This window comes from Acetobacter sp. DmW_136, assembly GCF_008690365.1.
Classification (GTDB): Bacteria; Pseudomonadota; Alphaproteobacteria; order Acetobacterales; family Acetobacteraceae; genus Acetobacter; species Acetobacter oryzifermentans.
Window position 1 is genome coordinate 18,153 of the sequence record NZ_VHON01000027.1, and the last position, 23,984, is coordinate 42,136.

The 23,984-nt window shown below is 57.0% G+C and carries 28 protein-coding genes; 19 read left to right on the forward strand and 9 right to left on the reverse strand.

All coding sequences use genetic code 11. The features are described 5' to 3' along the window. Positions 1-21 precede the first annotated feature (21 nt). The 7 genes from bamA to gloA all read left to right on the forward strand — a co-directional run bounded on the left by bamA (position 22) and on the right by gloA (position 7,276). Positions 22-2,526 carry an outer membrane protein assembly factor BamA gene (gene bamA, locus FKW31_RS08800; RefSeq protein ID WP_063353689.1) on the forward strand — a complete coding sequence of 835 codons (2,505 nt, stop codon included), beginning with the start codon at positions 22-24 and terminating at the stop codon, positions 2,524-2,526. 4 nt (positions 2,527-2,530) lie between these two features. After that, entirely contained in the window at positions 2,531-3,403 is an 873-nt protein-coding gene (locus tag FKW31_RS08805) for an OmpH family outer membrane protein (RefSeq protein WP_006116349.1), read from the forward strand. Between the two features lie 2 nt (positions 3,404-3,405). Continuing rightward, positions 3,406-4,491, forward strand: coding sequence for a UDP-3-O-(3-hydroxymyristoyl)glucosamine N-acyltransferase (gene lpxD, locus FKW31_RS08810; RefSeq protein ID WP_150178352.1), 1,086 nt, complete (start codon positions 3,406-3,408; stop codon positions 4,489-4,491). A gap of 85 nt (positions 4,492-4,576) precedes the next feature. After that, positions 4,577-5,014: a 3-hydroxyacyl-ACP dehydratase FabZ gene (gene fabZ / locus FKW31_RS08815; RefSeq protein WP_306302303.1), complete on the forward strand. Its 438-nt coding sequence runs from the start codon at positions 4,577-4,579 to the stop codon at positions 5,012-5,014. A 133-nt stretch (positions 5,015-5,147) separates the two neighbouring features. After that, complete coding sequence (gene lpxA / locus FKW31_RS08820; RefSeq protein ID WP_035354279.1) at positions 5,148-6,005, forward strand: acyl-ACP--UDP-N-acetylglucosamine O-acyltransferase; 858 nt, start codon at positions 5,148-5,150, stop codon at positions 6,003-6,005. Next, entirely contained in the window at positions 6,002-6,859 is an 858-nt protein-coding gene (locus tag FKW31_RS08825; protein WP_150178353.1) for an LpxI family protein, read from the forward strand. The genes lpxA and FKW31_RS08825 overlap by 4 nt, the downstream gene beginning before the upstream one ends. A 24-nt stretch (positions 6,860-6,883) precedes the next feature. Further along, on the forward strand, positions 6,884-7,276 hold the full coding sequence (gloA, locus tag FKW31_RS08830) for a lactoylglutathione lyase (protein WP_003622570.1): 393 nt from the start codon (positions 6,884-6,886) through the stop codon (positions 7,274-7,276). A gap of 7 nt (positions 7,277-7,283) precedes the next feature. On the opposite strand, the gene FKW31_RS08835 is transcribed toward gloA, so the two are convergent. Further along, positions 7,284-7,679 (reverse strand): hypothetical protein, encoded by a 396-nt coding sequence (locus FKW31_RS08835; RefSeq protein WP_150178354.1) that lies wholly within the window; start codon positions 7,677-7,679, stop codon positions 7,284-7,286. A gap of 151 nt (positions 7,680-7,830) precedes the next feature. Here FKW31_RS08835 and rpmH point away from each other — a divergent pair, with 151 nt between their 5' ends. The 8 genes from rpmH to FKW31_RS08875 all read left to right on the forward strand — a co-directional run bounded on the left by rpmH (position 7,831) and on the right by FKW31_RS08875 (position 14,688). After that, the gene (gene rpmH / locus FKW31_RS08840; RefSeq protein WP_035354109.1) at positions 7,831-7,965 is read left to right on the forward strand and encodes a 50S ribosomal protein L34; all 135 of its coding nucleotides are present in this window, start codon (positions 7,831-7,833) and stop codon (positions 7,963-7,965) included. A 23-nt stretch (positions 7,966-7,988) separates the two neighbouring features. After that, positions 7,989-8,369, forward strand: a complete 381-nt coding sequence (rnpA, locus tag FKW31_RS08845; protein ID WP_050793129.1) for a ribonuclease P protein component — start codon at positions 7,989-7,991, stop codon at positions 8,367-8,369. Positions 8,370-8,491: 122 nt separating this feature from the next. After that, entirely contained in the window at positions 8,492-10,243 is a 1,752-nt protein-coding gene (gene yidC, locus FKW31_RS08850; protein WP_150178355.1) for a membrane protein insertase YidC, read from the forward strand. Continuing rightward, positions 10,240-10,923 carry a ribosome biogenesis GTP-binding protein YihA/YsxC gene (gene yihA / locus FKW31_RS08855; protein WP_006116339.1) on the forward strand — a complete coding sequence of 228 codons (684 nt, stop codon included), beginning with the start codon at positions 10,240-10,242 and terminating at the stop codon, positions 10,921-10,923. The genes yidC and yihA overlap by 4 nt, the downstream gene beginning before the upstream one ends. Positions 10,924-10,953: 30 nt before the next feature. Continuing rightward, positions 10,954-11,871, forward strand: coding sequence for an acetylglutamate kinase (gene argB / locus FKW31_RS08860; RefSeq protein WP_012812628.1), 918 nt, complete (start codon positions 10,954-10,956; stop codon positions 11,869-11,871). Positions 11,872-12,007: 136 nt separating this feature from the next. Beyond that, positions 12,008-12,856 carry a 2,3,4,5-tetrahydropyridine-2,6-dicarboxylate N-succinyltransferase gene (gene dapD, locus FKW31_RS08865; protein ID WP_003622584.1) on the forward strand — a complete coding sequence of 283 codons (849 nt, stop codon included), beginning with the start codon at positions 12,008-12,010 and terminating at the stop codon, positions 12,854-12,856. A 36-nt stretch (positions 12,857-12,892) separates the two neighbouring features. Further along, complete coding sequence (dapE, locus tag FKW31_RS08870) at positions 12,893-14,068, forward strand: succinyl-diaminopimelate desuccinylase (protein ID WP_006116334.1); 1,176 nt, start codon at positions 12,893-12,895, stop codon at positions 14,066-14,068. After that, a complete protein-coding gene (locus FKW31_RS08875) occupies positions 14,065-14,688 on the forward strand; it encodes a hypothetical protein (RefSeq protein ID WP_035354101.1) in 624 nt (207 codons plus the stop codon). Before dapE ends, FKW31_RS08875 begins: the two co-directional genes overlap by 4 nt. Positions 14,689-14,712: 24 nt before the next feature. On the opposite strand, the gene truA is transcribed toward FKW31_RS08875, so the two are convergent. From truA to def, 3 genes are read right to left on the reverse strand one after another with little or no spacing between them, the layout of a single operon-like run. Then, positions 14,713-15,501, reverse strand: coding sequence for a tRNA pseudouridine(38-40) synthase TruA (gene truA, locus FKW31_RS08880; RefSeq protein ID WP_150178356.1), 789 nt, complete (start codon positions 15,499-15,501; stop codon positions 14,713-14,715). After that, a complete protein-coding gene (gene fmt / locus FKW31_RS08885; RefSeq protein ID WP_006116331.1) occupies positions 15,498-16,436 on the reverse strand; it encodes a methionyl-tRNA formyltransferase in 939 nt (312 codons plus the stop codon). Before fmt ends, truA begins: the two co-directional genes overlap by 4 nt. 19 nt (positions 16,437-16,455) lie before the next feature. Next, the gene (gene def, locus FKW31_RS08890; RefSeq protein ID WP_035354273.1) at positions 16,456-17,016 is read right to left on the reverse strand and encodes a peptide deformylase; all 561 of its coding nucleotides are present in this window, start codon (positions 17,014-17,016) and stop codon (positions 16,456-16,458) included. A gap of 238 nt (positions 17,017-17,254) precedes the next feature. On the opposite strand from def, the gene FKW31_RS08900 reads away from it, so the two are divergent. Together FKW31_RS08900 and FKW31_RS08905 are read left to right on the forward strand one after the other, a co-directional pair. Beyond that, positions 17,255-17,764 (forward strand): Hsp20 family protein, encoded by a 510-nt coding sequence (locus FKW31_RS08900; RefSeq protein ID WP_006116329.1) that lies wholly within the window; start codon positions 17,255-17,257, stop codon positions 17,762-17,764. Positions 17,765-17,782: 18 nt separating this feature from the next. Continuing rightward, the gene (locus FKW31_RS08905; protein WP_006116328.1) at positions 17,783-18,049 is read left to right on the forward strand and encodes a hypothetical protein; all 267 of its coding nucleotides are present in this window, start codon (positions 17,783-17,785) and stop codon (positions 18,047-18,049) included. 90 nt (positions 18,050-18,139) lie between these two features. On the opposite strand, the gene hpf is transcribed toward FKW31_RS08905, so the two are convergent. Further along, complete coding sequence (hpf, locus tag FKW31_RS08910; RefSeq protein WP_006116326.1) at positions 18,140-18,760, reverse strand: ribosome hibernation-promoting factor, HPF/YfiA family; 621 nt, start codon at positions 18,758-18,760, stop codon at positions 18,140-18,142. 336 nt (positions 18,761-19,096) lie between these two features. Between hpf and FKW31_RS08915 the strand changes: the two genes are divergently transcribed. Continuing rightward, complete coding sequence (locus FKW31_RS08915) at positions 19,097-19,399, forward strand: hypothetical protein (RefSeq protein WP_150178357.1); 303 nt, start codon at positions 19,097-19,099, stop codon at positions 19,397-19,399. Positions 19,400-19,433: 34 nt separating this feature from the next. After that, the gene (locus FKW31_RS08920) at positions 19,434-20,282 is read left to right on the forward strand and encodes an MOSC domain-containing protein (RefSeq protein ID WP_006116324.1); all 849 of its coding nucleotides are present in this window, start codon (positions 19,434-19,436) and stop codon (positions 20,280-20,282) included. Here the strand turns inward: FKW31_RS08920 and lptB are convergent. The 4 genes from lptB to FKW31_RS08940 are packed head-to-tail and all read right to left on the reverse strand — an operon-like array spanning position 20,279 to position 23,958. Beyond that, positions 20,279-21,106 (reverse strand): LPS export ABC transporter ATP-binding protein, encoded by an 828-nt coding sequence (gene lptB / locus FKW31_RS08925; RefSeq protein WP_006116323.1) that lies wholly within the window; start codon positions 21,104-21,106, stop codon positions 20,279-20,281. The genes FKW31_RS08920 and lptB overlap by 4 nt on opposite strands. Before the next feature lie 2 nt (positions 21,107-21,108). Beyond that, a complete protein-coding gene (locus tag FKW31_RS08930) occupies positions 21,109-22,209 on the reverse strand; it encodes an LptA/OstA family protein (RefSeq protein WP_150178358.1) in 1,101 nt (366 codons plus the stop codon). 1 nt (position 22,210) lies between these two features. Next, positions 22,211-22,948, reverse strand: coding sequence for an LPS export ABC transporter periplasmic protein LptC (gene lptC, locus FKW31_RS08935; RefSeq protein WP_019089779.1), 738 nt, complete (start codon positions 22,946-22,948; stop codon positions 22,211-22,213). Beyond that, positions 22,945-23,958, reverse strand: a complete 1,014-nt coding sequence (locus FKW31_RS08940) for an SIS domain-containing protein (RefSeq protein WP_006116320.1) — start codon at positions 23,956-23,958, stop codon at positions 22,945-22,947. Before FKW31_RS08940 ends, lptC begins: the two co-directional genes overlap by 4 nt. Positions 23,959-23,984 lie beyond the last annotated feature (26 nt).

Genomic DNA, 23,984 nt, shown 5'->3' on the forward strand with positions numbered 1-23,984 from the left:
CGGGCGGAATGAGAACGGAAGATGGGCTTTCGTACGAAAAGCGACCCGGATGGAAGGAAGCAGATCTTGACGGGTAAGCGTTCAGCCCTGTTCGTTTCTGTCTGTGTGCTACCTTTTGTGATGGTGGATGGCAGACAGGCATCCGCCGCATCAACAGAAGGTACAAGTGCCGCCGCACCTGCTGCGGTGGTGGCGCCATCCCGCGCCATACATGCGCGCACGCCGCGCCTTTCCGAATCCACATCATCTGTTGCGCCTACGGGCGGATATATTGAAGATATCCGGGTATCGGGTAACACCCGTATCGAAACCAACACCGTGCTGTCCTATATGGTTGCGCGTGTGGGGGACCCGTTCAGTCAGGATGATCTGGATCGTTCGCTCAAAACTCTTTACGCCACCGGCCTGTTCAAGGATGTTACGCTGCGCCGTGATGGCAACATCCTGCTGGTGCGCCTGAAGGAAAACCCCATCGTCAACCGTATCGTGTTCGAGGGGAACCACGCCGCTAAGGATGAAGACCTGCGAAAGGTGCTGGCTTTGCGCCCGCGTGCAGTGTTCTCGGCCGAAACCACGGCGGATGATCGGCAGCGTATTCTGGAAGTGTACGCCCAGAAGGCCCGCTTTGCTGCGGTGGTAACGCCACAGATTATCAAGCTGGCGCATAACCGTGTGGATGTGGTTTTCCAGATTAACGAAGGGCCGCAGACACTTATCAGCAAGATTGCGTTTGTAGGCAACAAGGCGTACAGCGAATCCAGTCTGGCAGGCGTTGTTTCTTCCAAGGAAACAGCTTGGTACCACTTCCTGTCCTCATCCGATGAGTACAACCCCGAACGTATTAAATACGATGCAGAATTGCTGCGCCGGTTTTACCTGCGCAACGGGTTTGTGGATTTTCAGATCAAGGACGTAAAAGGCGAGCTCTCGCCGGATCGGAAGTCTTTCTACGTCACCTTCACGATGGATGAAGGTGTGCGTTACCGTTTGGGTAAGGTGGATATCCGCTCCAGCCTGCGCCATGTGCCAGCTAAATCTTTGCGTAAGTATGTCGAGCTGTTCCCGCATCAGTGGTACGATGGCAAGGCCGTGCAGGATAACGCTACGGATATGGAGGAAATCCTTCAGGCCGAAGGGCATCCGTTTGCACAAGTACGCCCCACCATTGCCCGTAATCCGGAAAAGCGGATAGTCAACCTGCTGTTTGATGTGAGCGAAGGCCCACGCCATTACGTTGAGCGTATTGATGTGAACGGCAACACCATCACGCAGGATAATGTGGTTCGCCGTCAGTTGCCGTTTGCTGAGGGTGACCCCTACACCACCAGCTACAAGAAATACGCCAAGGAAGCTGTGCAGGATCTGGGCTTCTTTAAAAGCGTGGATGTTTCCACCGCTCAGGGGTCTACGCCTGATCGCACCAACGTTGCGGTGAACGTGGTGGAAAAACCCACCGGGGAATTCTCGCTTGGTGGCGGTTACTCAACCGACGTGGGTGTGATCGGTAACGTTGGGCTAAAACAGCATAACCTGCTGGGCACCGGGGTTGATGCCGGGTTCTCTGGCACCGTTTCGCAGTGGCAAAAACAGGCGGATATCTCCATCACCAACCCTGCATTTATGGGGCGCAACCTTGTTGCTGGTGCGGATATCTTCTTTGTTGAAAACAACTACCAGACCTATCAGAACTATTCTGAAGGGCGCTACGGCATCACCCTGCGTATGGGGTATTCGTACAACCGCTATCTGTCCCAATCATGGAACTACAGCCTGATCCGCCGTTGGGTGGGTGATACATGGGATCAGTCCTCCTACTACGTGTTGGATCAGAAGGGTAAGTCTTTGCTCTCGCAGCTGAGCACCACCCTTATGTATGATACGCGTGATAACCGCATGGCGCCGCATAGTGGGTACTATGTGTCTGTTGGCGGTGACTTTGCCGGTATTGGTGGCGATGAAAAATACGTCCGCGGTAAGGTTAACGGCGCGTACTATGTGCCGTTGGATGATATTACCAACAGCCATAGCTGGACATTCATGGTGCGTGGTGGCGCCGGGTACATGGCTGACTGGGGTAATGGCCGCCACGATATTATTGATAACTTCTATCTGGGTGGTAACAACCTGCGCGGCTTCTTGGATGGTGGTGCAGGCCCGCGTAGTGTGGGTATCCTCAACCATTCGTCCGAAGATCTGTTGGGTGGGCGCTTTATGTATAACGCTTCTGCCCAGCTTAACTTCCCTATTCCGTTCCTGTCTGACATGGGTATTGGCGGGCGTGCGTTTGTGGATACAGGGAGTGTCGCTGGTTTGCGTGTGAAGCGCCTTTATACAAGCAAGGCGAATGATGGTATCTATTACACGCCTGTCAGCGGTGATACATTGCGCCCACGTGTAAGTGCTGGTGCTGGTTTTTCATGGAAAAGTCCGTTTGGTTTGCTGAACATCGATCTGGGTGTGCCAGTTATGCGGAGCCATAATGACCGCACGCAGCTCCTTCGCTTTGGCTTCGGCCAGCAATTCTGAGGTAATGATGCGTTTTTCCACCAGAACTGCCCTGCTGGGGGCTGTTGTCCTGTCTTTCTCTTCGGCTTTTGTGCCTTGTGCACAGGCGCAGAATGGGGGCGGGTGGTTTGTGCCCAAAACCCAGCAGCCTGCTGCACAGGCTCCGGCACAGCATCCGGCTGCGGCCCGTCGCGCTCCCGCTCCGGTGCAGTTGCCCGCACCGCCAGCAGATAGCCAGGAAGCAGATCAGGCTCCGCCCGTACTGCCGTTGCCGCCTATTCCATCTGCGCCAGAAGTTGCCAAGGAAGCTCCGCCGCCCACAACAGTTATTGGCGTAATTAGCGTTGGCGGCGTTATGCGTCAGTCTTCCGCAGCCATGCAGGTTGAACGTACTTTGGGTGGCCGCCGAGATGAACTGGCGCAGGATCTCCAGAAGGAACAGGCTGGCTGGCGTGATGAACAGCAGAAACTTCAGGCACAGGCCAAGTCTCTGACATCCGAGCAGATTCAGACGCGTGAACGCAGCTTGCAAGCCCGCGTGATGAAAGCGCAGCGCGATTTCCGTAACCGCAACCGCATCATTCAGGAAGCAGCACAGGTTTCCTTGGGCCAGATTGAACGTGAGCTGGTGCAGGTTATCCAGAAAGTGGCTGCCGCACATGGCATGAACCTTGTGCTGCATAGCGAACAGGTGGCCCTGCATGTTGATGGGCAGGATATCACCAACGAAGTGGCCGTGCAGCTAAACAAAATTCTGCCGTCTGTATTCATTCCAGAAGCTAATGTAGACCCCGAAGAACTGGCTAAATCTGGCAAAATGCCCACAACGGCAGATGCAGATCAGGGCCCGCGCACAGGTCCGGCTCCAGTAGTGGCACCGGCAGCCGGGCAGCAGTAATCGTGGCTGAGGGTACAACATTTTCCGGGCCGGCAGACCCGCGTTTTTTCACCCGGGCGGGGCCGTTTGATGCGGCCACGCTGGCTGAAACCGCAGGGGCGGAACTGGTGCTGCCTAAAGCCGGTGCCCTGCCAGAAAAACGCTTTGTGGGTATTGCGCCGCTACAGGCCGCAGGCCCGCATGATGTCAGCTTTCTGGATAACCGCCGGTATGCCCCTTTGCTGGAGCAAACCAAGGCCGGGCTGGTGATTGTTGCACCTGCTTTTGCAGATAAGGTGCCTGCCGGGTGTGCCGCACTGGTAACGGGCACGCCGTATCTGGTGTGGTCCCGCATTGCGCGGTTGTTTCACCCACGGGTGCCAGCGCGTGCGGGGGTGCATCCTTCAGCATGTATAGACCCCACAGCCAGCATAGACCCCACGGCAGAAATTGGGCCGTTTGTGGTGGTTGGGGCCAAGGCGGAAATTGGGCCGGGTTGTATTATCGGTTCCCACGCCGTGGTGGGAGATGGCGTGCAGCTTGCGCAGGATTGCCGCATTGGCAGCCATGTTACACTCTCCCACGCTGTGTTGGGCGAACGGGTTATTATTCTGCCTGGCTCCCGCATTGGGCAGGATGGGTTCGGTTTTGCAGTTGGCCCGCAAGGGTTTGAAACCGTGCCGCAGCTTGGCCGCGTGGTGCTGGAAAACGATGTAGAAATTGGTGCCAACAGCACAATTGACCGTGGTTCGGTGAATGATACGGTTATTGGTGCAGGATCACGTCTCGACAATCTGGTGCAGATCGGCCACAACGCCCGTCTGGGGCGGTGTTGTATTGTGGTTTCGCAGGCCGGGATCTCTGGCTCCACCGTGCTGGAAGACTATGTAACAATTGCCGCGCAGGCTGGCCTTATCGGGCATATCCGCATTGGTGCAAAGGCGCGTATTGGCGCGCAATGTGGCGTAATGTCGGATATAGAAGGCGGCGCGGATGTTATTGGCAGCCCAGCTATGCCGTTCAGGGAATTTTTCCGGAACGTAGCGGTATTGCGCAAGCTGGCAAAAAAAGCGTCTGGATCGGCCAAGAACGGTTCGGACAAGGGATAAACTAAGGTCGGTGCTTGTTACCGGCGCAAAGGGTGGTTTCGGGGACGTGGAGACGAAACAAGAATCGCAGCAGGACGCTCAGACGATCGACAGAATTGACGTCAACCGTATCATGCAGGCGATTCCGCACAGATATCCTTTTCTTCTGATCGACCGGATGGAAGATATCGTCCTGGGAGAAGAGGCAACAGGTATCAAGAATGTTTCGGTCAATGAACCATTCTTTCAGGGGCATTTTCCTGCACGCCCTGTTATGCCGGGTGTATTGCTGGTTGAGGCTATGGCGCAAACCGCCGCAACCTTGGTTGTGCTTACACTGGGTAAGGACTTTGAGGGCAAGCTGGTGTACTTCATGACCATTGAAGGCGCAAAATTCCGCCGCCCGGTAGAGCCGGGGGATCAGGTGCGCATTCATGTGGCCAAGGAACGCCATCGCTCCAATGTGTGGAAATTCCGCGGTGAAGCCCGCGTAGAAGGCACTGTGGTGGCGGAAGCCACATTCAGCGCCATGATTATGGGTTGAGAACCCGGCCTGTTCACATCATTCTGTTAAGGCAAGTCAGGTTTGCCCCTAAACTGCCCAGATTTTTTTACAAAAGGGTAAGGTAGGGCAAATTTGCCCGGCCAACGGTGAACGGAAATAAGGAACTGAATTGGTGCACGCTGCAGAGGAAGCCAGATCAACCGTTGTCCACCCAACGGCTCTTGTTGCTCCCGGTGCGCGGCTTGGGCAGGGGGTGGTTATCGGCCCTTGGTGTTCTGTCGGGCCAGATGTCACGATTGAAGACGGGGTTGAGCTGATCTCTCATGTGGTGGTCGATGGCCACACACGTTTGGGGGCGGGTTCACGCTATTTTCCGTTTTGCACCGTGGGCATGGCCCCGCAGGACTTGAAGTATAAAGGTGAGCCAACCCGGTGCGAGATCGGGGCTGGTACAGTGGTGCGTGAACACGTTACCATCCATCGTGGCACCGCCACGGGGTCTGGTCTTACCAAGGTGGGGCAGAATGTGCTCATCATGGCCAACGCCCACGTAGCGCATGATTGCGTGCTGGGTGATCGCGTTATTATCGTGAATAACGTGGTGATGGGCGGGCATGTTACCATTGAGGATGATGCCCGTATTATGGGCTCCGCTGCCATTCATCAGTTTGTCCGCATTGGGCATGCAGCCCTTGTGGGCGGTGTGGCTGGGGTGGAAGCCGATGTTATTCCTTACGGCAGTGTGCTGGGCAACCGCGCGCGGCTAATTGGCCTGCATTGGATCTGGCTGCGCCGGAATGGCGTGCAGTCTGATGAAATCCATCGGATGCGTAAGGCGTTTCTTACGCTGTACCCTAAAAATGGCTGTGGGGAAGATCCGTTTTCTGTGCGTCTGGAACGGGTGCGTGCAGAATTTGGTGATAACCCCCGTGTGCGTGAAATTCTGGACTTTATAGATGCTCCTAGTCGGCGTGGCCTTGTGCGCCCCGCACGGCAGGATCTGGAGCGTGCAGAAACCGAGGGCGCGTGAGCACACCTTCTGCTGTTGGTATTCTGGCGGGCGGTGGCCCTCTGCCGGGCAGAGTGGCAGAAGCAGCCACAGCAGCAGGGCGGCCTGTTTTTATTCTGGGGTTTGAAGGTTTTGCCGAACCCGAAGTGATCGGCCCTTGGCCGCACGAATGTGTCCGGCTGGGTGCAGCCGGGCGTATGCTTTCCCTTTTACGGCAACATCATTGTTCGGATCTGGTTCTTATCGGGCCAATCCGTCGGCCTTCCTTGCGCAATTTGCGCCCGGATGCCGAGGGCGCGCGTATTCTGGCGCGTTTAGGCCGTGCTCTGTTTGCGGGGGATGATGGCCTGCTGGGTGCGCTTGTGCGCATTTTGGGCGAGGAAGGCTTTCACATTCGTGGAGCGCACGAATTTCTTACGCAGGCTGTGGCACAACCCGGTATATTGGGCCGCATGCAGCCAGATGCACAGGCACAAGCAGATATTCAGCGCGGCATTACTGTGGTGCAGGCGCTGGGGCGGCTGGATATCGGGCAGGGCTGCGTGGTGCAGAATGGCGTTGTGCTAACGGTAGAGGCCATGGAAGGCACAGACCGTATGCTGGCCCGTGCAGGTGAATGCAGGCAGCCGGGTGAAGGTGGCGTTCTGGTAAAAATGCTTAAGCCGGGGCAGGAAAAACGGGCGGATATGCCCACAATAGGGCCTGTAACCGTGCAGAATGCCCATGCGGCAGGCCTGCGCGGTATTGCGTTTGAGGCCGCCCACACACTGCTGACAGACAGGCAGCGTTGTATAGAGGAAGCAGACCGGCTGGGCTTGTTTCTTCTGGCCTTCAATCCTGTTGAAGATGCAGGAACAAGCGCGCAGTCTGCCTGATACTTCAAAACAAGGAGCAAACAGATGGCAAGTTTTCTGCATACCATGGTGCGGGTGCGCAATCTGGAGAAAAGTCTGGCGTTCTACAAACTGCTGGGCATGCACGAACTCCGCCGACGCGAGGTGCCGGAAGGACGTTATACGTTGGTGTTCATCGGCTATGCAGATAATGCTGCCGGGCAAGCTGAAATCGAGCTAACCTATAACTGGGGTGAAGATGACGGCTATGAACTGGGCACCGGGTTTGGTCATTTTGCCGTAGGCGTGCCTAATGTGGCGGAAATGGTAGCACGTGTGCGGGCCGGTGGTGGCAAGGTGACGCGAGAAGCCGGGCCAGTAAAATTTGGCACCACCGTAATTGCTTTTGTTGAAGACCCCGATGGTTATAAGGTCGAGTTGATCGAGCGCGCTGAATAAAGGCAGCTTAGCTTTGCGGGTGTTGCTTTAGTCGTGCGGTCAGGCGGTCTAGCGAATCATTAATGGTCTTGGCAGCTTTCTGTACTGCTGGGTCGGAATATGTATCAAGCTGCTCTGCTGCCAGCATGGCGGGGGAGACAATGCCCCGAATATCGTGCCGCAGTTTGGAATCTGTTGTTGGGGCCGGTGCTGGAGGTGCAGCCGCCGGAGTGGGGGCGGCTGTATGTGGTTGCAGCTTTATGCCCAGCCATGCGCCTAAAGCTGCCGCACAAATAATAGGCCCTAACGCAACGGGGAAGGCCAGCCCCAGCGCTCCGGCCAGCACGGCACCTGCTACGGGCAGGCAGAAAATAACGGCTGCGGCACGGGCGGGAAAGGGCATGGTGTTCATGTTTTTCTCCATCTTGCGGGGGATTCTGCCGCAAGGCTGCGGTAACGACTCTACGGTATAGATTGACGGTTCCTTATCTGAACTCTATAAGCCGCAGCTTCAAGAGGCGTGGTCTTTAACAGGCCACCGGATAACCGTATTCAAATAGTAAGGGAGTGCCGCCATGAAGCGCACTTATCAACCGTCCCGGCTGGTTCGCAAGCGTCGTCACGGGTTCCGCGCGCGTATGGCAACCGTTGGTGGCCGCAAGATCATCGGCAACCGTCGTGCCAAAGGCCGTAAGCGCCTTTCCGCGTAAGAACTGTCCGGCAGTCCGGCTTGATGGACGGGCCTGCAGCGCAGGAGCAGCCAGCGGCGGAATCTGCACGATCTCTGCGGCTTAAAAAGAGGAAGCAATTCCTCTTTCTGGCTTCTCGCGGGCGTAAAGCGCCTGTGCCGGGGCTTGTTTTGCAGCTTTTCCGGCGTCCGGATACGGATGTCGCGCGTGTAGGCTTTACGGTTACCAAAAAGGTCGGCAACTCCGTGGTGCGTAACCGCGTGCGCCGCAGGTTGCGCGAAGTTGTGCGTATTGTAGAAGCCGATACGCCGCTAAACGGTCTGGACCTTGTTCTTATAGGCCGTAGCGCCACCATAAATCGCCCATTTGTGGCGCTGGTGGCTGATTTCCGTAAAGCATTAGCGTTGTGCCAGCGGGATTCCTGATATCCTGCCTTGCATTCATGCTCGTCCTGCGCTGGAACCTGTATGCCGTTTAAGACTCCGGGTTTTTTACGGGTGTTAAGTTTTCCAATTTGTATGTGCAGGGGGCCGCAAGGCCGGAGCTTATGGATTCAAAACGTCTGATACTGGCAACATTGCTGTCAGCTCTGGTACTTTTCGGGTATGACTATTTTTTCCCGCAGCATCAGCCCGTGCCACCGCCGCAGCAGGGCGTACATGCTGTAGCGCCTTCGGCCCCTGCCTCTTCTGGTGCAGCCGCTCCGGCTGAAAACACGCAGGCAGAAGCCGCTGCCCCGGTAAAGGATGGCCCGGAAACCCGTGTGGCCATTAACGCCCCTGCCGTACAGGGCACGCTAAACCTGCGTGGCGCACGGCTGGATGATCTGGTGCTCAAGCATTATCGGGAAACCGTAAAGCCAGATAGCCCGGATGTGCGTGTTCTTAACTTCGCTTCCACCCATGCAGATTATGTAGATTTCGGCTGGCGTGCGCCGTCCGATGTTTCTGTGCGTCTGCCAGATGCCAACACATTGTGGAAAGCCTCTGGCACCCAGATGGATGCCGAACACCCGCTTACCCTTTCTTGGGATAACGGGCAGGGCCTAACCTTTGATATCCGCTTGTCGGTGGATCAGAACTACATGTTCACCATCAACCAGCAGGTGCATAACAGCACCGGGCAGGCTGTGGCGCTGTATCCTTTCTACCGCGTAAACCGTGGTTACACGCCAGAAGAAACCGGCGGCATGCTGGTGCATGAAGGCCCGATCTCGGTTATTGATGGCCGCCTGAACGAAGGGTCCTACAAAACGGTGCGCACGGGTGGCGTACCGCCAGACAACATTGCATGGAGCCATCAGGGCACCGGCGGTTGGGCTGGTATTACAGATAAATACTGGCTGATGGCCGTGCTGCCAGACCAGAACGCCAACGTAATTGGCACTTATGGTTTTCAGGCAGCACAGGGCGCGTATCAGGTTGGCTTTACGGCCACAGCACCTGTGCAGGTGGCCGCGGGGCAGACAGCTTCTACCGAGGCCCACGTGTTTGCGGGCGCCAAGGAAGTGCGCCTGCTTGAACAGTATGAAAAAGACCTGCACGTGCCCATGTTCTGGAAAGCCGTGGATTTTGGCTGGCTTTCCTTTCTTACCCGCCCTGTGTTCTTTGTGCTGGATTGGCTGAACGAACATCTGGGCAGCTTTGGCCTAGCGCTGCTAACGTTTACCGTGATTGTGAAAGTGGCCTTTCTGCCGCTCACCATCAAGCAGATGCGCATGACATGGAAAACAGCGCGCCTGAAGCCGCAGGTGGATCTTATCCGCTCCCGCCTGAAGGATGACCCAATGGCCATGCAGCAGCAGATTATGGCGCTGTATCGGCAGGAAAACGTCAATCTGTTCGGGGGCTTTCTGCCTCTGCTTATTCAGGCGCCTGTATTCTGGTGCTTGTATAAGGATCTGTACGTCACCATCGAAATGCGGCACGCACCGTTTGTGGGCTGGGTGAAAGATCTTTCTGCGCCAGACCCCACCAACCTGTTCAACCTGTTTGGTCTTATCCCGTTTGATCCCACCCACATCACGCCTTTCTTGGCGTTGGGTGCATGGCCGATCATGTATGGGGCCACGCTGTTCCTGATGCAGAAGGTGAGCTCCAGCTCTGCCAACATGGACCCATCACAGCAGAAGGTGATGATGTTCATTCCGCTGCTGTTCACGTTCTTTATGGCGCGGCAGCCGGTTGGGCTGGTGATCTACTACTGCTGGAGCAACATCCTTACGGCTGTGCAGCAGGTTGTCATCATCTCCCGCCTCAAAGCGGCAGATGCCAAACCCCAACTGGTTAAGCCCAAATGACAGATGATGCCGCATCCTCTTTCCGAGAACTAAAGGATGAAGCCCGTATTGCCGCCGCCCTGGAAGAGGGGCGGCGGCTTTTTGCGGGTTCATGCGAATTTGTGTTTGGCGCGCAACGGCTGGGGCAACTGCCACCGCAAACCTTGCCAGAAATTGCGTTTGCCGGGCGTTCCAATGTGGGTAAGTCCAGCTTGGTAAACGCGCTTACGGGCCGCAAAACGCTGGCGCGGGCATCTTCCGAACCGGGGCGCACCAAGCAGCTCAACTTTTTTAATCTGGCAGACCGGCTGATGCTGGTGGATATGCCGGGTTATGGCTACGCAAAAGCTGCCAAATCCGTAAAGGAAGATTGGCAGGATATGATGTTTGATTACCTGCGTGGCCGCCCAAGTTTGCAGCGTGTGGTGCTGTTGCTGGATGCTCGGGTGGAAATGAAAGCCCATGATCTGGAAGTGATGGATCTGCTAGATAAAGCGGCCGTCAGTTTTCAGGTTGTGCTCACCAAATGCGATAGCGTTAAACCCGGCCCGCTGGCACGCAAGCAGGCAGAAGTTGAAGCGGAAATTCGCCGCCACCCTGCGGCTTTTCCCTACCTGTCTTTAACAAGCAGCCAGACAGGTGAAGGTATTGAGGGCTTGCGGGCGGAACTGGCAGAATTTGCCCTGCCCAAGGCGCCATGATCTGATGATGACAAGCAGGACGTGCAGAACATGACAGAACCACGGGTTCCTTCTTCCCATTCCCATCATGATGCGGCGCAGGAAGCCGCCATTCTGGCCGGAGCCCTGCCGTATCTGCGCCGCTATGCGGGAGATACCATTGTGGTCAAGTATGGTGGCCACGCCATGGGTAATGCAGATCTGGCCAAAACCTTTGGGCGCGATATTGCGCTGCTCAAGCTGGTGGGTATCAACCCGGTTGTGGTGCATGGCGGCGGCCCGCAGATTAACCAGATGCTCAAGCGGCTGGAAATTCCTTCCACCTTTGTGGATGGCTTGCGCGTAACAGATGCCAATATGGTGGATGTTATCGAAATGGTTCTGGCTGGCTCCGTGAACAAGGAAGTGGCGGAGCTTATCAGCCGTGAAGGCGCGCTGGCCGTTGGTATTTCCGGTAAGGACGGTAAAATGATTACCGCCCGCAAATTGCAGCGCAAGGTGCGGGATACGGAAAGCCAGATTGAACGCGTGCTGGATCTGGGCTTTGTGGGCGAACCCATAAAGGTAGACCCACGGGTGATTTATGCACTGTCTGGCTCTGGCCTTATTCCGGTTATTGCACCAGTGGGCTTTGGGGAAGACGGGGCTACCTACAACATCAATGCCGATACGGCAGCGGGTGCTGTAGCCGGTGCGGTGCATGCCACGCGCTTGCTGATGCTAACAGATGTGCCCGGCGTGCTGGATGCCGATGGTAAGTTGATACCCGAACTCACAGCCGCGCAGGCCATGCAGGCTATTGAGGATGGTGTGATTACCGGTGGTATGATCCCCAAGGTGGAAACCTGCATTCAGGCCGTGCAGGCCGGTGCGCGTGCCGCCGTCATTATTGATGGCCGCATGCCCCATGCCTGCCTGCTGGAACTGTTTACGGCATCTGGCTCCGGCACCATGATCCGGGCGGAATAACGCCGCGGTTGCCTGCCATTTTCCGGGGTGCCATGCGTTGACACGCTGCGTGTGTGTCCGCATGGTCGCTCTGTGTTTTTTCTGCCGGGGCTGTGGTGCAGGCCCGGTGTTTGTCCATCCTGTCTGACGGTGTGTTATGACCAACGAAACTTTGCGCGCGCATATTGAAGCCCTGTGGGAAAAGCGGGACCAGATTTCCTCCGCTACAACGGGGGAAGACCGCAAAGCCATTGAAACGGCTCTGGAAGCTCTGGATTCTGGTGCGCTGCGTGTGGCCGAACCCAAGGAAGATGGCTGGCAGGTGAATGAATGGCTGAAAAAAGCTGTTCTGCTTTCCTTCCGTCTGAATGATAGCGTAGCCATTCCCGGTGGCGCAGCAGGTGCTCCTGCGTATGACAAAGTGCCGCTGAAGTTTGCTGGCTGGGATCAGGCCCGTTTTGATAAGGCTGGCTTCCGCGTGGTGCCGGGTGCTGTTGTGCGCCGCTCCGCCTTTATTGCGCCCGGTGCTGTGCTGATGCCCAGCTTTGTAAATGTGGGCGCACGCGTAGATAGCGGCACCATGGTGGACACATGGGCCACTGTTGGAAGCTGTGCCCAGATTGGCAAAAACTGCCATATCAGCGGTGGCGCAGGCATTGGCGGCGTTCTGGAACCGTTGCAGGCTGCCCCGGTGATTATTGAAGATAACTGCTTTATCGGCGCACGTTCCGAAGTGGCAGAAGGCGTGATTGTGGAACGCGGCTCCGTGCTTTCCATGGGCGTGTTCCTTGGGGCTTCCACCAAGATTGTGGATCGTGCAACGGGTGAAATCTACATGGGCCGCGTTCCGGCTTATTCTGTTGTCGTGCCCGGCACCATGCCATCTTCCAAGCCGGTTGGCCCGGATGGCCGCCCCAATCCTGCTCTGGCCTGCGCTGTTATTGTTAAGCGGGTGGACGAACGCACGCGTTCCAAAACCTCCATTAACGATCTGCTGCGTGACTGATCTGGCAGACTAAAAAGCGAAAAGAGGCAGAAAAGCATGGCGGACGCAGCGCAGGTGAGTATTCCGGCCAATCTGGCACTGACAGATCCGGTTGGAGTGGCGCAGGCGCTTATCCGTCTGCCTTCTGTCTCGCCAGATCCTGGCGCATCTCAGCATCTGCTTGCAGCCATGCTGGAGCGCTTGGGGTTTGAGGTAACGCATCTTCCCTTTGGTGAGGGTGCGGAGCGCACGCCCAATTTCTTTGCCCGTTTGGGCACGGGCAGCCCCCATATCTGCTACGCGGGCCATACCGATGTGGTGCCGCCGGGGGATGAGGCCGATTGGTCTTACCCCCCTTATGCGGCAGATATTGTGGATGGCGTGCTGTACGGCCGCGGCGCGTGTGACATGAAGGGCGGCATTGCATCTTTTGTTTCTGCCGTGGCGCGGCATGTGGCCGCAGGGCCGGGCAAAGGCTCCATCAGTTTTCTGATAACCGGGGATGAAGAAGGCCCCGCCACCTATGGCACGGTAAAGGTGTTGGAATGGATGGCGCAACACAACCAGATTCCCGATTACTGTCTGGTAGGTGAACCCACCAACCCCAAGGTATTGGGCGAAATGGTGAAGGTAGGCCGCCGTGGCAGCCTGAACGCGCATATTGTGGTGGAAGGTACGCAGGGGCATGTGGCTTACCCACATCGGGCAGATAACCCGGTGCATCGTCTGCTGGCCGTGTTAGAAGCTTTGCGCGCCACGCCGTTGGATAACGGCACCGAGTATTTTGAACCCTCCAGCCTTCAGGTTACCAGTGTAGATGTGGGCAATGGAGCCACCAATGTTATTCCCGCACGGGCGGAAGCACGGCTGAACATTCGGTTTAATGATCTGCATACAGGTGCCGCGCTCAAGGGCTGGGTGGAAACTATCTGCCGCCAGCATGCCCCGCGTTCCCGCGTGGAAACCAAGATCAGCGGCGAATCTTTCCTTACGTCTCCCACGCAGGAAACCACAGCCCTTGTAGAGGCCATTCAGCAGGTTACAGGCCGCACACCCAAGCTGGATACCGGGGGCGGCACATCGGATGCACGCTTTATCAGCCGGTATTGTGCGGTTTCTGAATTCGGGCTGGTGGGGGCGAGTATTCACAAAGTTGATGAACACACGGATATTGCGGATCTGGAAATGCTGACACGGATCTATCAGACTTTTCTGGAAGGAGCGCAGGCATGATTCCCGATACCAGCAAGCCCGGTGTTATCCGGCGTACATTGCAGGGCATGTTGCTGCTGGCCAGTGGGCGCAGAGATGGCATAGCGTGTTTTGATGGCACGCTGGATGCTTTTGGCGCAGCACTTGCACCGCAGTTGGCGTTTTTGGTGGTGGGGCTGTTGCAGGTCTTCCTCCAGACCGACAAGATTATGGCGCTTATCAAGGTTCTGCTTTCCTTGTGCGTTACCTTGCTGCCTGCTGTTGTGTCTCATTTTTACGCCCAGCGTTGGGGGCGTGGGGCGCTATGGCTGCGCTACATTACGGCAGCCACATGGTGCAACTGGGTTGTGGTGCTGATTTCTCTGGCCGCTACGCTGCTGGCTGCTCTGCTGTTTCCTGCCATTGCGCAACAGCCGGGCTTTATGGCCGCATTGGTGATGACAGCCGCTGTGTATGAACTCTGGCTGCAATGGTTTGTTGCCCGCGTGGGCTTAAGCATTAGCGGTGGACGTGCCTTTGTGCTGTATGCCTCTGTGCTGTTGGCCACGCTGGCGTTGTATGGTTTGGCCGCGCTGCTGCCACCCCACTACAAGGTGCTGACCGATCTGCTCCAGCCCATGATTGTGATGAACAATTCCTGAAGAAAGTTTTGTGCCAGACCTGTTTTAATCAAACGGGTCTGGATCATACCCCACGCCGTTTAGGTAAAGCCCCTCTGGCGGGGCGGTAGGGCCTGCGGCGCAGCGGTTGCGGGCCTCTAGAGCTTCTGCCACACGCTCTGGCTGCCAAGCGCCAATCCCCACAAGTTTAAGCGTGCCCACCATGTTCCGCACCTGATGGTGCAAAAAGGAACGGGCCTTGGCAAAAACAAGCACTTCATCTCCGTGGCGGGAAACATCTAGCTGGTCTAGCGTACGCATAGGGCTATGAGCTTGGCAGGCCACGGCGCGGAAAGAAGTGAAATCATGCGGGCCAACCAGAATATTGGCTGCTTCCTGCATTTTTTCTACATCCAGCGTGCTTTTAACGTGCCACACATTGCCTGCCAGCAAGGTAGGGCGCGATCTGCGGTTGAGGATACGATACTGGTATGAACGCCACGTGGCAGAAAAACGAGCGCTCCAGTCAGTATCCACCTGCGCGGCATCCAGCACCACCACGTTATGCGGTTTGAGGTGGTAGCTCAGCCCCTCCCGCACAGAATGGCGAGAGAAACGCACATCTGCGGGAAAATCCAGATGTGCCACCTGTGCCAGCGCATGCACGCCGGAATCTGTACGCCCGGCGGTAATGCTGCTTACAGGCCGATTACCGGCCAGCCGTGCAGCCGCCGCTTCTAACAAACTTTGCACGGAAAGGCCGGATTTCTGGCGTTGCCAGCCCACAAGGCCGGTGCCATCATATTCCAGTTTAACGGCCCAGCGCTGAACGGGAGCAAGTTCTTCTTCCATCATGCGGCGTCTGGCTGTTTGGCCCCTAAAAGCGTGCCAGCGGCCAAAGGCTGGCCACGCAGGAAGGCATCAGCATCCATCATGCCGCGGCCCGGTTTTTGCAGGCGGTTCAGCCGCACGGCGCCGTTGCCACAGGCAATGGTCAGGGCATCATCCAGTACTGTGCCGGGTTGGGCGCTGTGCTTGGTATCAGGCAGGGGGGTGGCTGCGCCAATTTTCAGCACAGTGCCATCAGGCAGGGTGCTGAAGGTGCCGGGCCACGGTGTAAGTGCGCGAATCTGGCGGTCTATTTCCGTGGCGGTTTTGGCCCAGTCTATGCGCCCATCCTCACGCGTTAGGCGGGGGGCGTAGGTTACGCCTTCTTCTGGTTGTGGGGTTGGGGCGGGCATATCGGCCAGCACACGCAGCGCCATATCTGCGCCCAGAGCACTCAGGGCATCATGCAGGCTGGTGGCGGTTGTGGTGGCGGTAATGGGCACGGCTTCACGCAGCAACATGGGGCCTGTGTCTAACCCGGCTTCCATCTGCATGATGGTGACACCGCTTTGGGTATCTCCGGCCAGAATGGCGCTTTGGATGGGGGAGGCACCGCGCCAGCGCGGCAGCAAGCTGGCATGAATGTTCAGGCAGCCAAGGCGCGGGGCGTCTAGCATGGCTTGGGGCAGAATAAGCCCATAGGCGGCCACAATGGCGGCATCGGCCTGTAGTGCTGCAAAATCCGCCCATTCTTGCTCATTTTTACGCAGAGAGAGCGGGTGGCGCACCAGCAGCCCCAGTTCTTCCGCCGCCTGCTGCACGGGGGAAGCCTGAAGTTTTTTGCCGCGCCCTGCGGGCCGAGGCGGCTGACAGTACACAGCAACAATTTCATGCCCCGCGGCATGGAGCGCACGCAGCGCCGGAACAGAAAAATCCGGCGTGCCCATAAAGACAAGACGCATGGTTGGCGGCCCCTTAAGCTTATTTACGCTTTAGTTCCTTGGCCAGACGGCGCAGGATCATGTTGCGGCGCAGGGCAGAAAGGTGGTCCACAAACAGCACGCCTTCTAGATGGTCTATTTCGTGCTGGATGCAGGTGGCCAGCAGGCCTTCGGCTTCGCGCTCCACCACATCGCCATTGATGTTGTTCCAGCGCACGCGAATCTTTTCCGGGCGCACAACTTCCGCATACTGGTTGGGCAGGGAAAGGCAGCCTTCTTCCCGCACGGCCATGTCTTCGGTTTCTGCAATCACTTCGGGGTTGATCATGACAATCGGGTCCCGCGCATCCTTTTCTCCCAGATCAACCAGAAGAAAGCGCTGGCTCAGGCCCACCTGCGGCGCGGCAAGCCCAATGCCGGGGGCCTGATACATGGCCGAGAACATGTTGGGCAGAATCTTGCGAATGTCTGCCACGTCTTCCGGCTTTACCAGCCGCGCCTTTTGGCGCAGCACAGGGTGCGGCGGCGTAAGGATCTGAAGGGGTGCTGCGCCATCCGATGCAGCAGAAAAAGAGATGTCTGTATTGGCTGCGTGTGTCATACTGCGGGATGTAGCGCTCCACTGCGCCTGATGCCAGAGGAAAACACAGGGAAAATCTGCCTCTGGCCTTAAAACCTGTTGCACCACCGCCACAGTGTGTTGTCCAATACCCCCATTTGGCCAGATACAGGCATGGGGGCGGGGTTGCGTGTCAGCGGGCCTATCCCATATCGTGATAAGATCAGATGCTGTAACGGGTCTGATTTTTCTGTCTCGCTCAAGGAAGGAGGAGGCTTGGATGTCTGGAAGACTGTTTGGCTCACCCATGTTTTTAGGGTTTGACCATCTGGAGCAGATGCTTGAACGCGCCAGCAAGGGATCGGGCGATGGATATCCGCCCTATAACATTGAGCAGATTGCCCCCAACGGCCTACGGATCACTTTGGCCGTAGCAGGCTTTAAAATGGATGACTTGCAGATTACGCAGGAAGATAATCAGCTTGTTATTCGTGGTCGTCAGATGGAAGACGGAGAAGAACGCGTTTTTCTGCACCGAGGGATTGCCTCTCGCCAGTTCCAAAAAGCATTTGTGCTGGCGGAAGGGATAGAAATTGGCGGGGCGTGGCTGGATAACGGTCTGTTGCATATAGACCTGTTTCGCCCCCAGCCGGAGGTGCGTGTGAAACGCATTGAAATTGTGCAGGGTGGGCAAAAAAATGGCCGCGCGCCTGCTGCTGGTAGCGGCAGCGTGCTTAAAACCCGCTCATCGCGCATGCTGCGCCCAGTGATGGACGTGGATGAAAGCTGACCCAATAAGGAGGACGCCATGAAAAGTTCCATCTACAACGGTAGCGCCCCCGTTATGCCGCATGCGGCTGAACGCCCAGCAAATGTTCGCCAGCTTTCAGAAAGCCAGTTCCGCTCCCTTGGGCTGCGGGAGGTTGCCTATACGCGCCCAGCGCTGATGGAAGATGATGAAGTGGGTTGCGCCATTTACGCGGCGGACGGATCTTTGCTGGCTGTGGTGGAAGATCTGGAAACGGCATGGGGCGCAATTGTACAGAACGATATGATCCCCGCCAGCTTGCAGTAGCGGCGGCGGCCCAAGGGCCATTCAGTCTTTCCAGATAAACAAAGGATCGGTGATGAGCCGATCCTTTTTTATGCGCATCACGCTGTTGGCTTAGCGTGGGTTGGTATCAATCCACCCAATATTGCCATCATCCCGCCGGTAAACCAGGCTCACCTGCTCGTTGGCCGCGTTACGGAACAGCAGGAAGGAAATACCTGCCAGATCAAGCCGCATAACGGCCTCGCCAACGCTTAGTAAGGGAATATCCGTGGGCTGTTCGGCAATAATGGCGGCAAAAGTTTCTGTATCCGTGCCTTCTGGCTGGGTGGAAAGCACGGGTTTTTCTGTGCTGTCTTCAGATGGCAACGGATCTTCATTAAGCGGTTGCAGCACATAGGTGCGGCCGCTTTGTGCTGTTGCCTGCCTTTGGGCGCCGCGTGTGTGGGATGTAACCCGGCGGTTATACCGGCGCAGGCGTTTGGCAATATGTTCAGCGGCATCATCAAATGCCCCATTAGCATCTGCGGCTTCGCCTTCACCGCGCAATACAAGGCCACTGCCTGTGCGCACATTAATATCGCAGGTAAAGAACGAACGCGCCTTGCTGAATGTCACCTGTGCTTGCAGGGCTTTGTCAAAATATCGTTCCGCTAGGTTGCCGAGGTGGGAATTGACCCGGTGCTTAAGCGCATCGGACAGATCAATCTGTTTACCTGAAACCTGAATATGCATAGAACGTCGTTCCTTGCTGCTAAGTGGCAGAATCTCCAGATCTGAATAAACACCGGTGCCATACCAGAACCGGGTTTTATCAGGTTCAACTGGTTAGCCTTGTTACGTTACGCGAAGTGTTTGTAACGCTTCTTTCACATTTGGGCATGGGTGGCGGTTGCTGTCCATGCCTTTGTTTTAAATATAATGCAGGGCTAGGCCTCTCGGTTGCATGGCTGCGTAAAAAGCACTTAGCAGGCTTGCAGTGGGCAAACAGCCATGCCTAACAATACACAATAAGGCCAGAACAATACGGGGCAGCCTGCCTGCCGTTGTTGACAGGAGAGTATATTTTCCATGCTGCTGCGCTCTGCTCCGCCGGTTGAAATGCCTAAAATGCCCCGCGGGCAGATGGTGCGCGTTAAGCTGGGCTGTATGGCTGGGCTGGGTGTGCTGTACGGCGCGTTTGTATGGCATCTGGCGCATGAAAAAATAGCCCCGCGGCCCAATCCGGCAGCACGGGTTGCTATCCGCTTTATCAAGCTGCCTCTGGTTATTCCGCCTGCACCAGCACCTATTGAACCAGAGCTTGTGCAACCTGCACCGGTTCAGTTTCCACCCCCAAAGCTGGTGCTGCGCCATGCGGGGCACCGCCGCTAGTTAGGGGTTTGGCGATATACAGGGAGTTTGCTGCATGACAGATTTAAGCGTTGCTGGCGTGCATGTTTACCCTGTTAAGGGACTGCGCGGGCTTTCTCCCACCCAAGCCAGATTATGGCCTTGGGGGCTGGAAGCAGACCGGCGGTGGATGATTACAGATCCACAAGGCCGGTTTATAACCCAAAGAACCTGCCGGGATATGGCGCTGATATCTGCTTTGCCTACGCCACAAGGGCTGGAACTGGGCAAGGCCAATATGCCCCCGTGCGTTGTGCGCTTTCCAGATACCAATGCGCCCATGCGCTCTGTTACCGTATGGAAAGATACGGTGCAGGCACGGGATGCGGGGAAAGACGCAGCGGTTTGGCTGGCCGAGGCTTTAGCGCAACCGTGCAGGCTGGTGTGGATGGATACACCCCAGCAAGCGCGCCTGCGCCATTTGGATCAGGCAGATGTTCCGGTTTCCTTTGCAGATGGATACCCGCTGCTTGTGGCTAATACGGCATCTTTGGCGGATTTAAACGCGCGTTTGCCTTTGGGGCAGGCTGTGCCTATGGCGCGGTTTCGGCCCAATATTGTGGTGCAAGGCGCAGCACCGTGGGCCGAGGATGGCTGGCTGCGCATACGTGTTGGCACAGCCATTTTACGTATTCTGGCCCCATGTTCGCGCTGTGTGGTGACAACGATTGATCAGACCACAGCAGAAGTGCCTTACCCCAAGGAGCCTCTGGCCACGTTGGCATCGTTCCACCGCACGCCTAAAGGGATAATGTTTGCGCAAAACGCAGTGGTAGAACAGCCCGGCATAATAGAGGTGGGTGCGCCTGTAACTATATTAGACTCCGGGCCATCCAACGTGTTGGCGCAAATGGCCAAAGCTTAAAGCGAGAAGCTTTCACCCAGATACACGCGGCGCACATCTTCATGGGCTACAATTTCTTCTGGCACACCCTGCATCAGCACCTGACCACTGTGCATGATATAGGCGCGGTCAATCACTTCCAGCGTTTCACGCACGTTATGGTCGGTAATCAGCACGCCAATGCCGCGATCTTTGAGGTGGGATACCAGATCACGAATTTCCCCCACAGCAATGGGGTCAATACCAGCGAGTGGTTCATCCAGCAGAATGTAATGGGGCTGGCTGGCCAGTGCGCGTGCAATTTCCAGACGGCGGCGTTCCCCCCCTGAAAGAGCAAGGGAAGGCGAGCGGCGCAGATGGCTGATACCAAATTCGCTTAACAGACCATCCAGCATCACCTGCCGCTGGTCTGGGTCTGGCTCTACCACTTCCAAGGCGGCCAGAATGTTCTGCTCCACATTCAGGCCACGGAAAATACTGGCTTCCTGCGGCAGGTAACCAATGCCCAGCCGGGCGCGCCGATACATGGGCAACTGCGTAATATCCGCCCCATCTAACGTGATGGAGCCGGTATCGGGCTGCACAAGGCCCACAATCATGTAAAAGCTGGTGGTTTTACCTGCACCGTTTGGCCCCAGCAGCCCGACAGCTTCCCCCCGGTGTACTTCGATGGAAACGTTTTTCACCACCTCGCGCTTTTTATAGCTTTTGCCAATGCCGCGTGCGTACAGGCCGTGGCCGGGGCGATGCGGGGCATGAATGTCAGTAGGTTCCGGCCCAACGCCTACGCCTACAACTTCTTCACGAACCGTTTCTTCCGACGTCCAGGTGACTTCCTGATTCATGCTTATTTCCTGTCCGACGTATCGCCGTTATTGGGCACAACCAACCCACTTACCCGGCTGCCGGGGCGTTCTGTCATGGTGGCTATGCCTGTGTGCATGTTGATAATGGCGGCAGCGCCCTGAATCTGGTTTGGTCCACGGGTGATATGGACATTGCCAACAATGCGGGCAATGCCGGTATCAGGCACATACACCCCGCGTTCCCCCGTTACGATTTCTGTTTGCGTGTGCACCCATACATGGCCAAAGGCGTTCACCTTTTCCAGCTTGCCCGAACCGCTGCTGAGCGGATCTGAACTGCTGTTGTTGCTGGCCTGCTGCTGTGGCTGGGCGTTCTGATCTGGTGGGGCGCTGTAGCCCACCAACACATCAGCCCGGATCTGGCGCTGATCGTTCGTGGTGACGGTAGCGTTGCCACGCCCGATGGAAATACGCTGCTGCGAATAATATTCCATCGAATCCCGCGCTGTCAGCACATCCTGCGGGGTGGTCAGCTTCATGGCCTTGCCGGTCATGACAAGCACGGCCTGATCCATGTCGTACACGGCTTTATCCCCCCATGCCTGATCGGTCTGGGTGAAGATATGTACGTGGCCTATGGCTTCAAGCCGGAAAATTTCGTTGGCGCCGGAATCCTGATCATCCCCTCCGGCGGCTTTCTGGCCACCTGCATCTGCGCTGCCATTGGTGGCAGGGGCTGGTGGAGGCTGATCTGTACTGGCCGGAGGTGTGGCCGGTGTGGTGCCGTTGGCTGCCGGGGCCTGCACGCTTGCCGGTTTTGCACCATTTGCCTCAGCCGGGGTGTTAGCGTCTGGCGCGCCGGGGGCAGGGGCTTTTTTGCGGTAATAGGCAATCAGCTTGTCTGCCGTAACCGTAACATCCCCACGGATGGCTTTTGCCTGATCATAGGCGGTAACTTTTTTCTGGTTCTGGTCCCAGTCAAACCCACCGGCGGCGGTTACGGTAATTTGCCCACCGTGAGACATATCAATGGCCTGCGCCAGCGCTGTGCCAGAAAGGGCCAGCATGGCGCATGGCAATGCCGCCATAACGGCAGAGGCAAGACGCAGGGCAGGGCGAGGGCGGGAAAAAAGGCGGCGCATATCAGGAAGCCTTGCCTTTGGGGGCTGAATCACTGTGGCGATCATCATTCAGGATCAACTGGCCGGGGCCGCGGAACTGGGCAATGCCTTCATGCTGGGCCAGTAGATAGCCCTTGGCATCAAGCGAGCCAAAAGGCCCTTCTGCCCGCACCCATGAATCGGAGGCAATAATGCCGCGTTTGACATCAATATCGGCTACAGGGCTGTGCATCATCAGGCCATCATCGCGATACAGGGTTACTTCTCCGGTTAGGTCGAGAATCTGTGCGTGCTGCATGTAAACGCCTTTTTCCGATTCAACCCAAAGCCAGCTTCCGCCCTGCGTGAGCAGATCAGCCTTGGGGCGGATCAGATCCATACGGTTGTCATTGACCTGATGCGCACTGTCCGCCGTAATCATAAAGGGGCGGTTGTGTTCATCTACCCCGCGATACGTAGCGCCTATCAGGTTGCCGCTTTCAATCTTAACCTTGGCCAGTTCCTTAATGGTGGTTTGGTTGGCGCTTAGCAGCCTGTCTACTTCGGGCCACACGGCAATGGTGGCCAGCAGCAGCAAAGCCGTGGCAGGTAGCACCCATTTGGCCCAGCGCAGCATAGTGCGGCGGCGCGCCAGCTTGGCGGCATCCGGGAGTTTGCGCAACTGGGCGGAAGGTGCAAGCCGTTCGCGCTGGCGGCGCGTGGTTTCTTCCGAGCGGGCAAAATCGGCCCGTTGCGGGCGTTTGTCTTCCGGGCTGGTCATCCAACCCCGGCTCGGATCAGGTCATGCACATGCACAACGCCTATGGGTTTACGGTCATCATCCAGCACAAACAGGGATGTAATGGGCCTTTTGCGCTCGTTCATCAGCCGCAGGGCTTCAGATGCAAAAATTCCCGGCCCTATGGTTAGCGGTGAATCGTTCATGACATCTTTCGCCAGCGTGGTCGTCAGGTCGTGATCAAGCGCGCGGCGCAGGTCACCATCCGTGATCAGCCCCGCCAAGGTGCCATTCTGGCCCAGAATGGCTACGCATCCTAGCGCCTTGTGCGTCATTTCCACAATAACGTCCCGCATGGGGGTATTGGGGGTGGCCAGTGGCATGGCGTTATCTGTGCGCATCAGTTCCCGCACGGTGCGCAGGCGTGCGCCAAGGCGGCCGCCGGGGTGGTAGGTGCCAAAATCCGTGGCGGTAAAACCACGTTGGCGTAGCAGGGCCACGGCCAAGGCATCACCAAATGCAAGTTGGGTAAGGGTGCTGGTGGTGGGGGCCAGCCCCATCGGGCAGGATTCTGGCAAAGATGGCAGCGTAAGCGCCACCGTGGCCGCAGAAGCCAAGGTGGAATGTGCACGGCTGGTTACGGCCAGCAGTGGCAGGCCCGAGCGGCGGGCGTGGGCGGCAATGTCTCCCAGTTCCGTTGTTTCACCGGAATTGGAAAAAGCCAGAACGGCATCACCTTTCTGCACCATTCCCAGATCACCGTGAGAGGCTTCTGCCGGGTGCACAAATATGGCGGGCGTGCCTGTGCTGGCCAATGTAGCCTGCACCTTGCGGGCAATATGGCCGGATTTGCCAATGCCGGTTACAACTACCCGGCCCGGCAGCGCCAGAATTATCTCTACCGCTTCAGCAAAGGCACCACCCAACCCAACGGGGTTTTCCAGTGCTTCTGCCAGTGCATCCAGCCCTGCACGTTCCGTACGTACAACGTCAGCCGCCTCTACGCCGGGGGAAGAGGAAGCCTGCGAGCTGATATGGGTGGACATGTTCATGCCGAGCCGATCCGGTTGATCAGAAA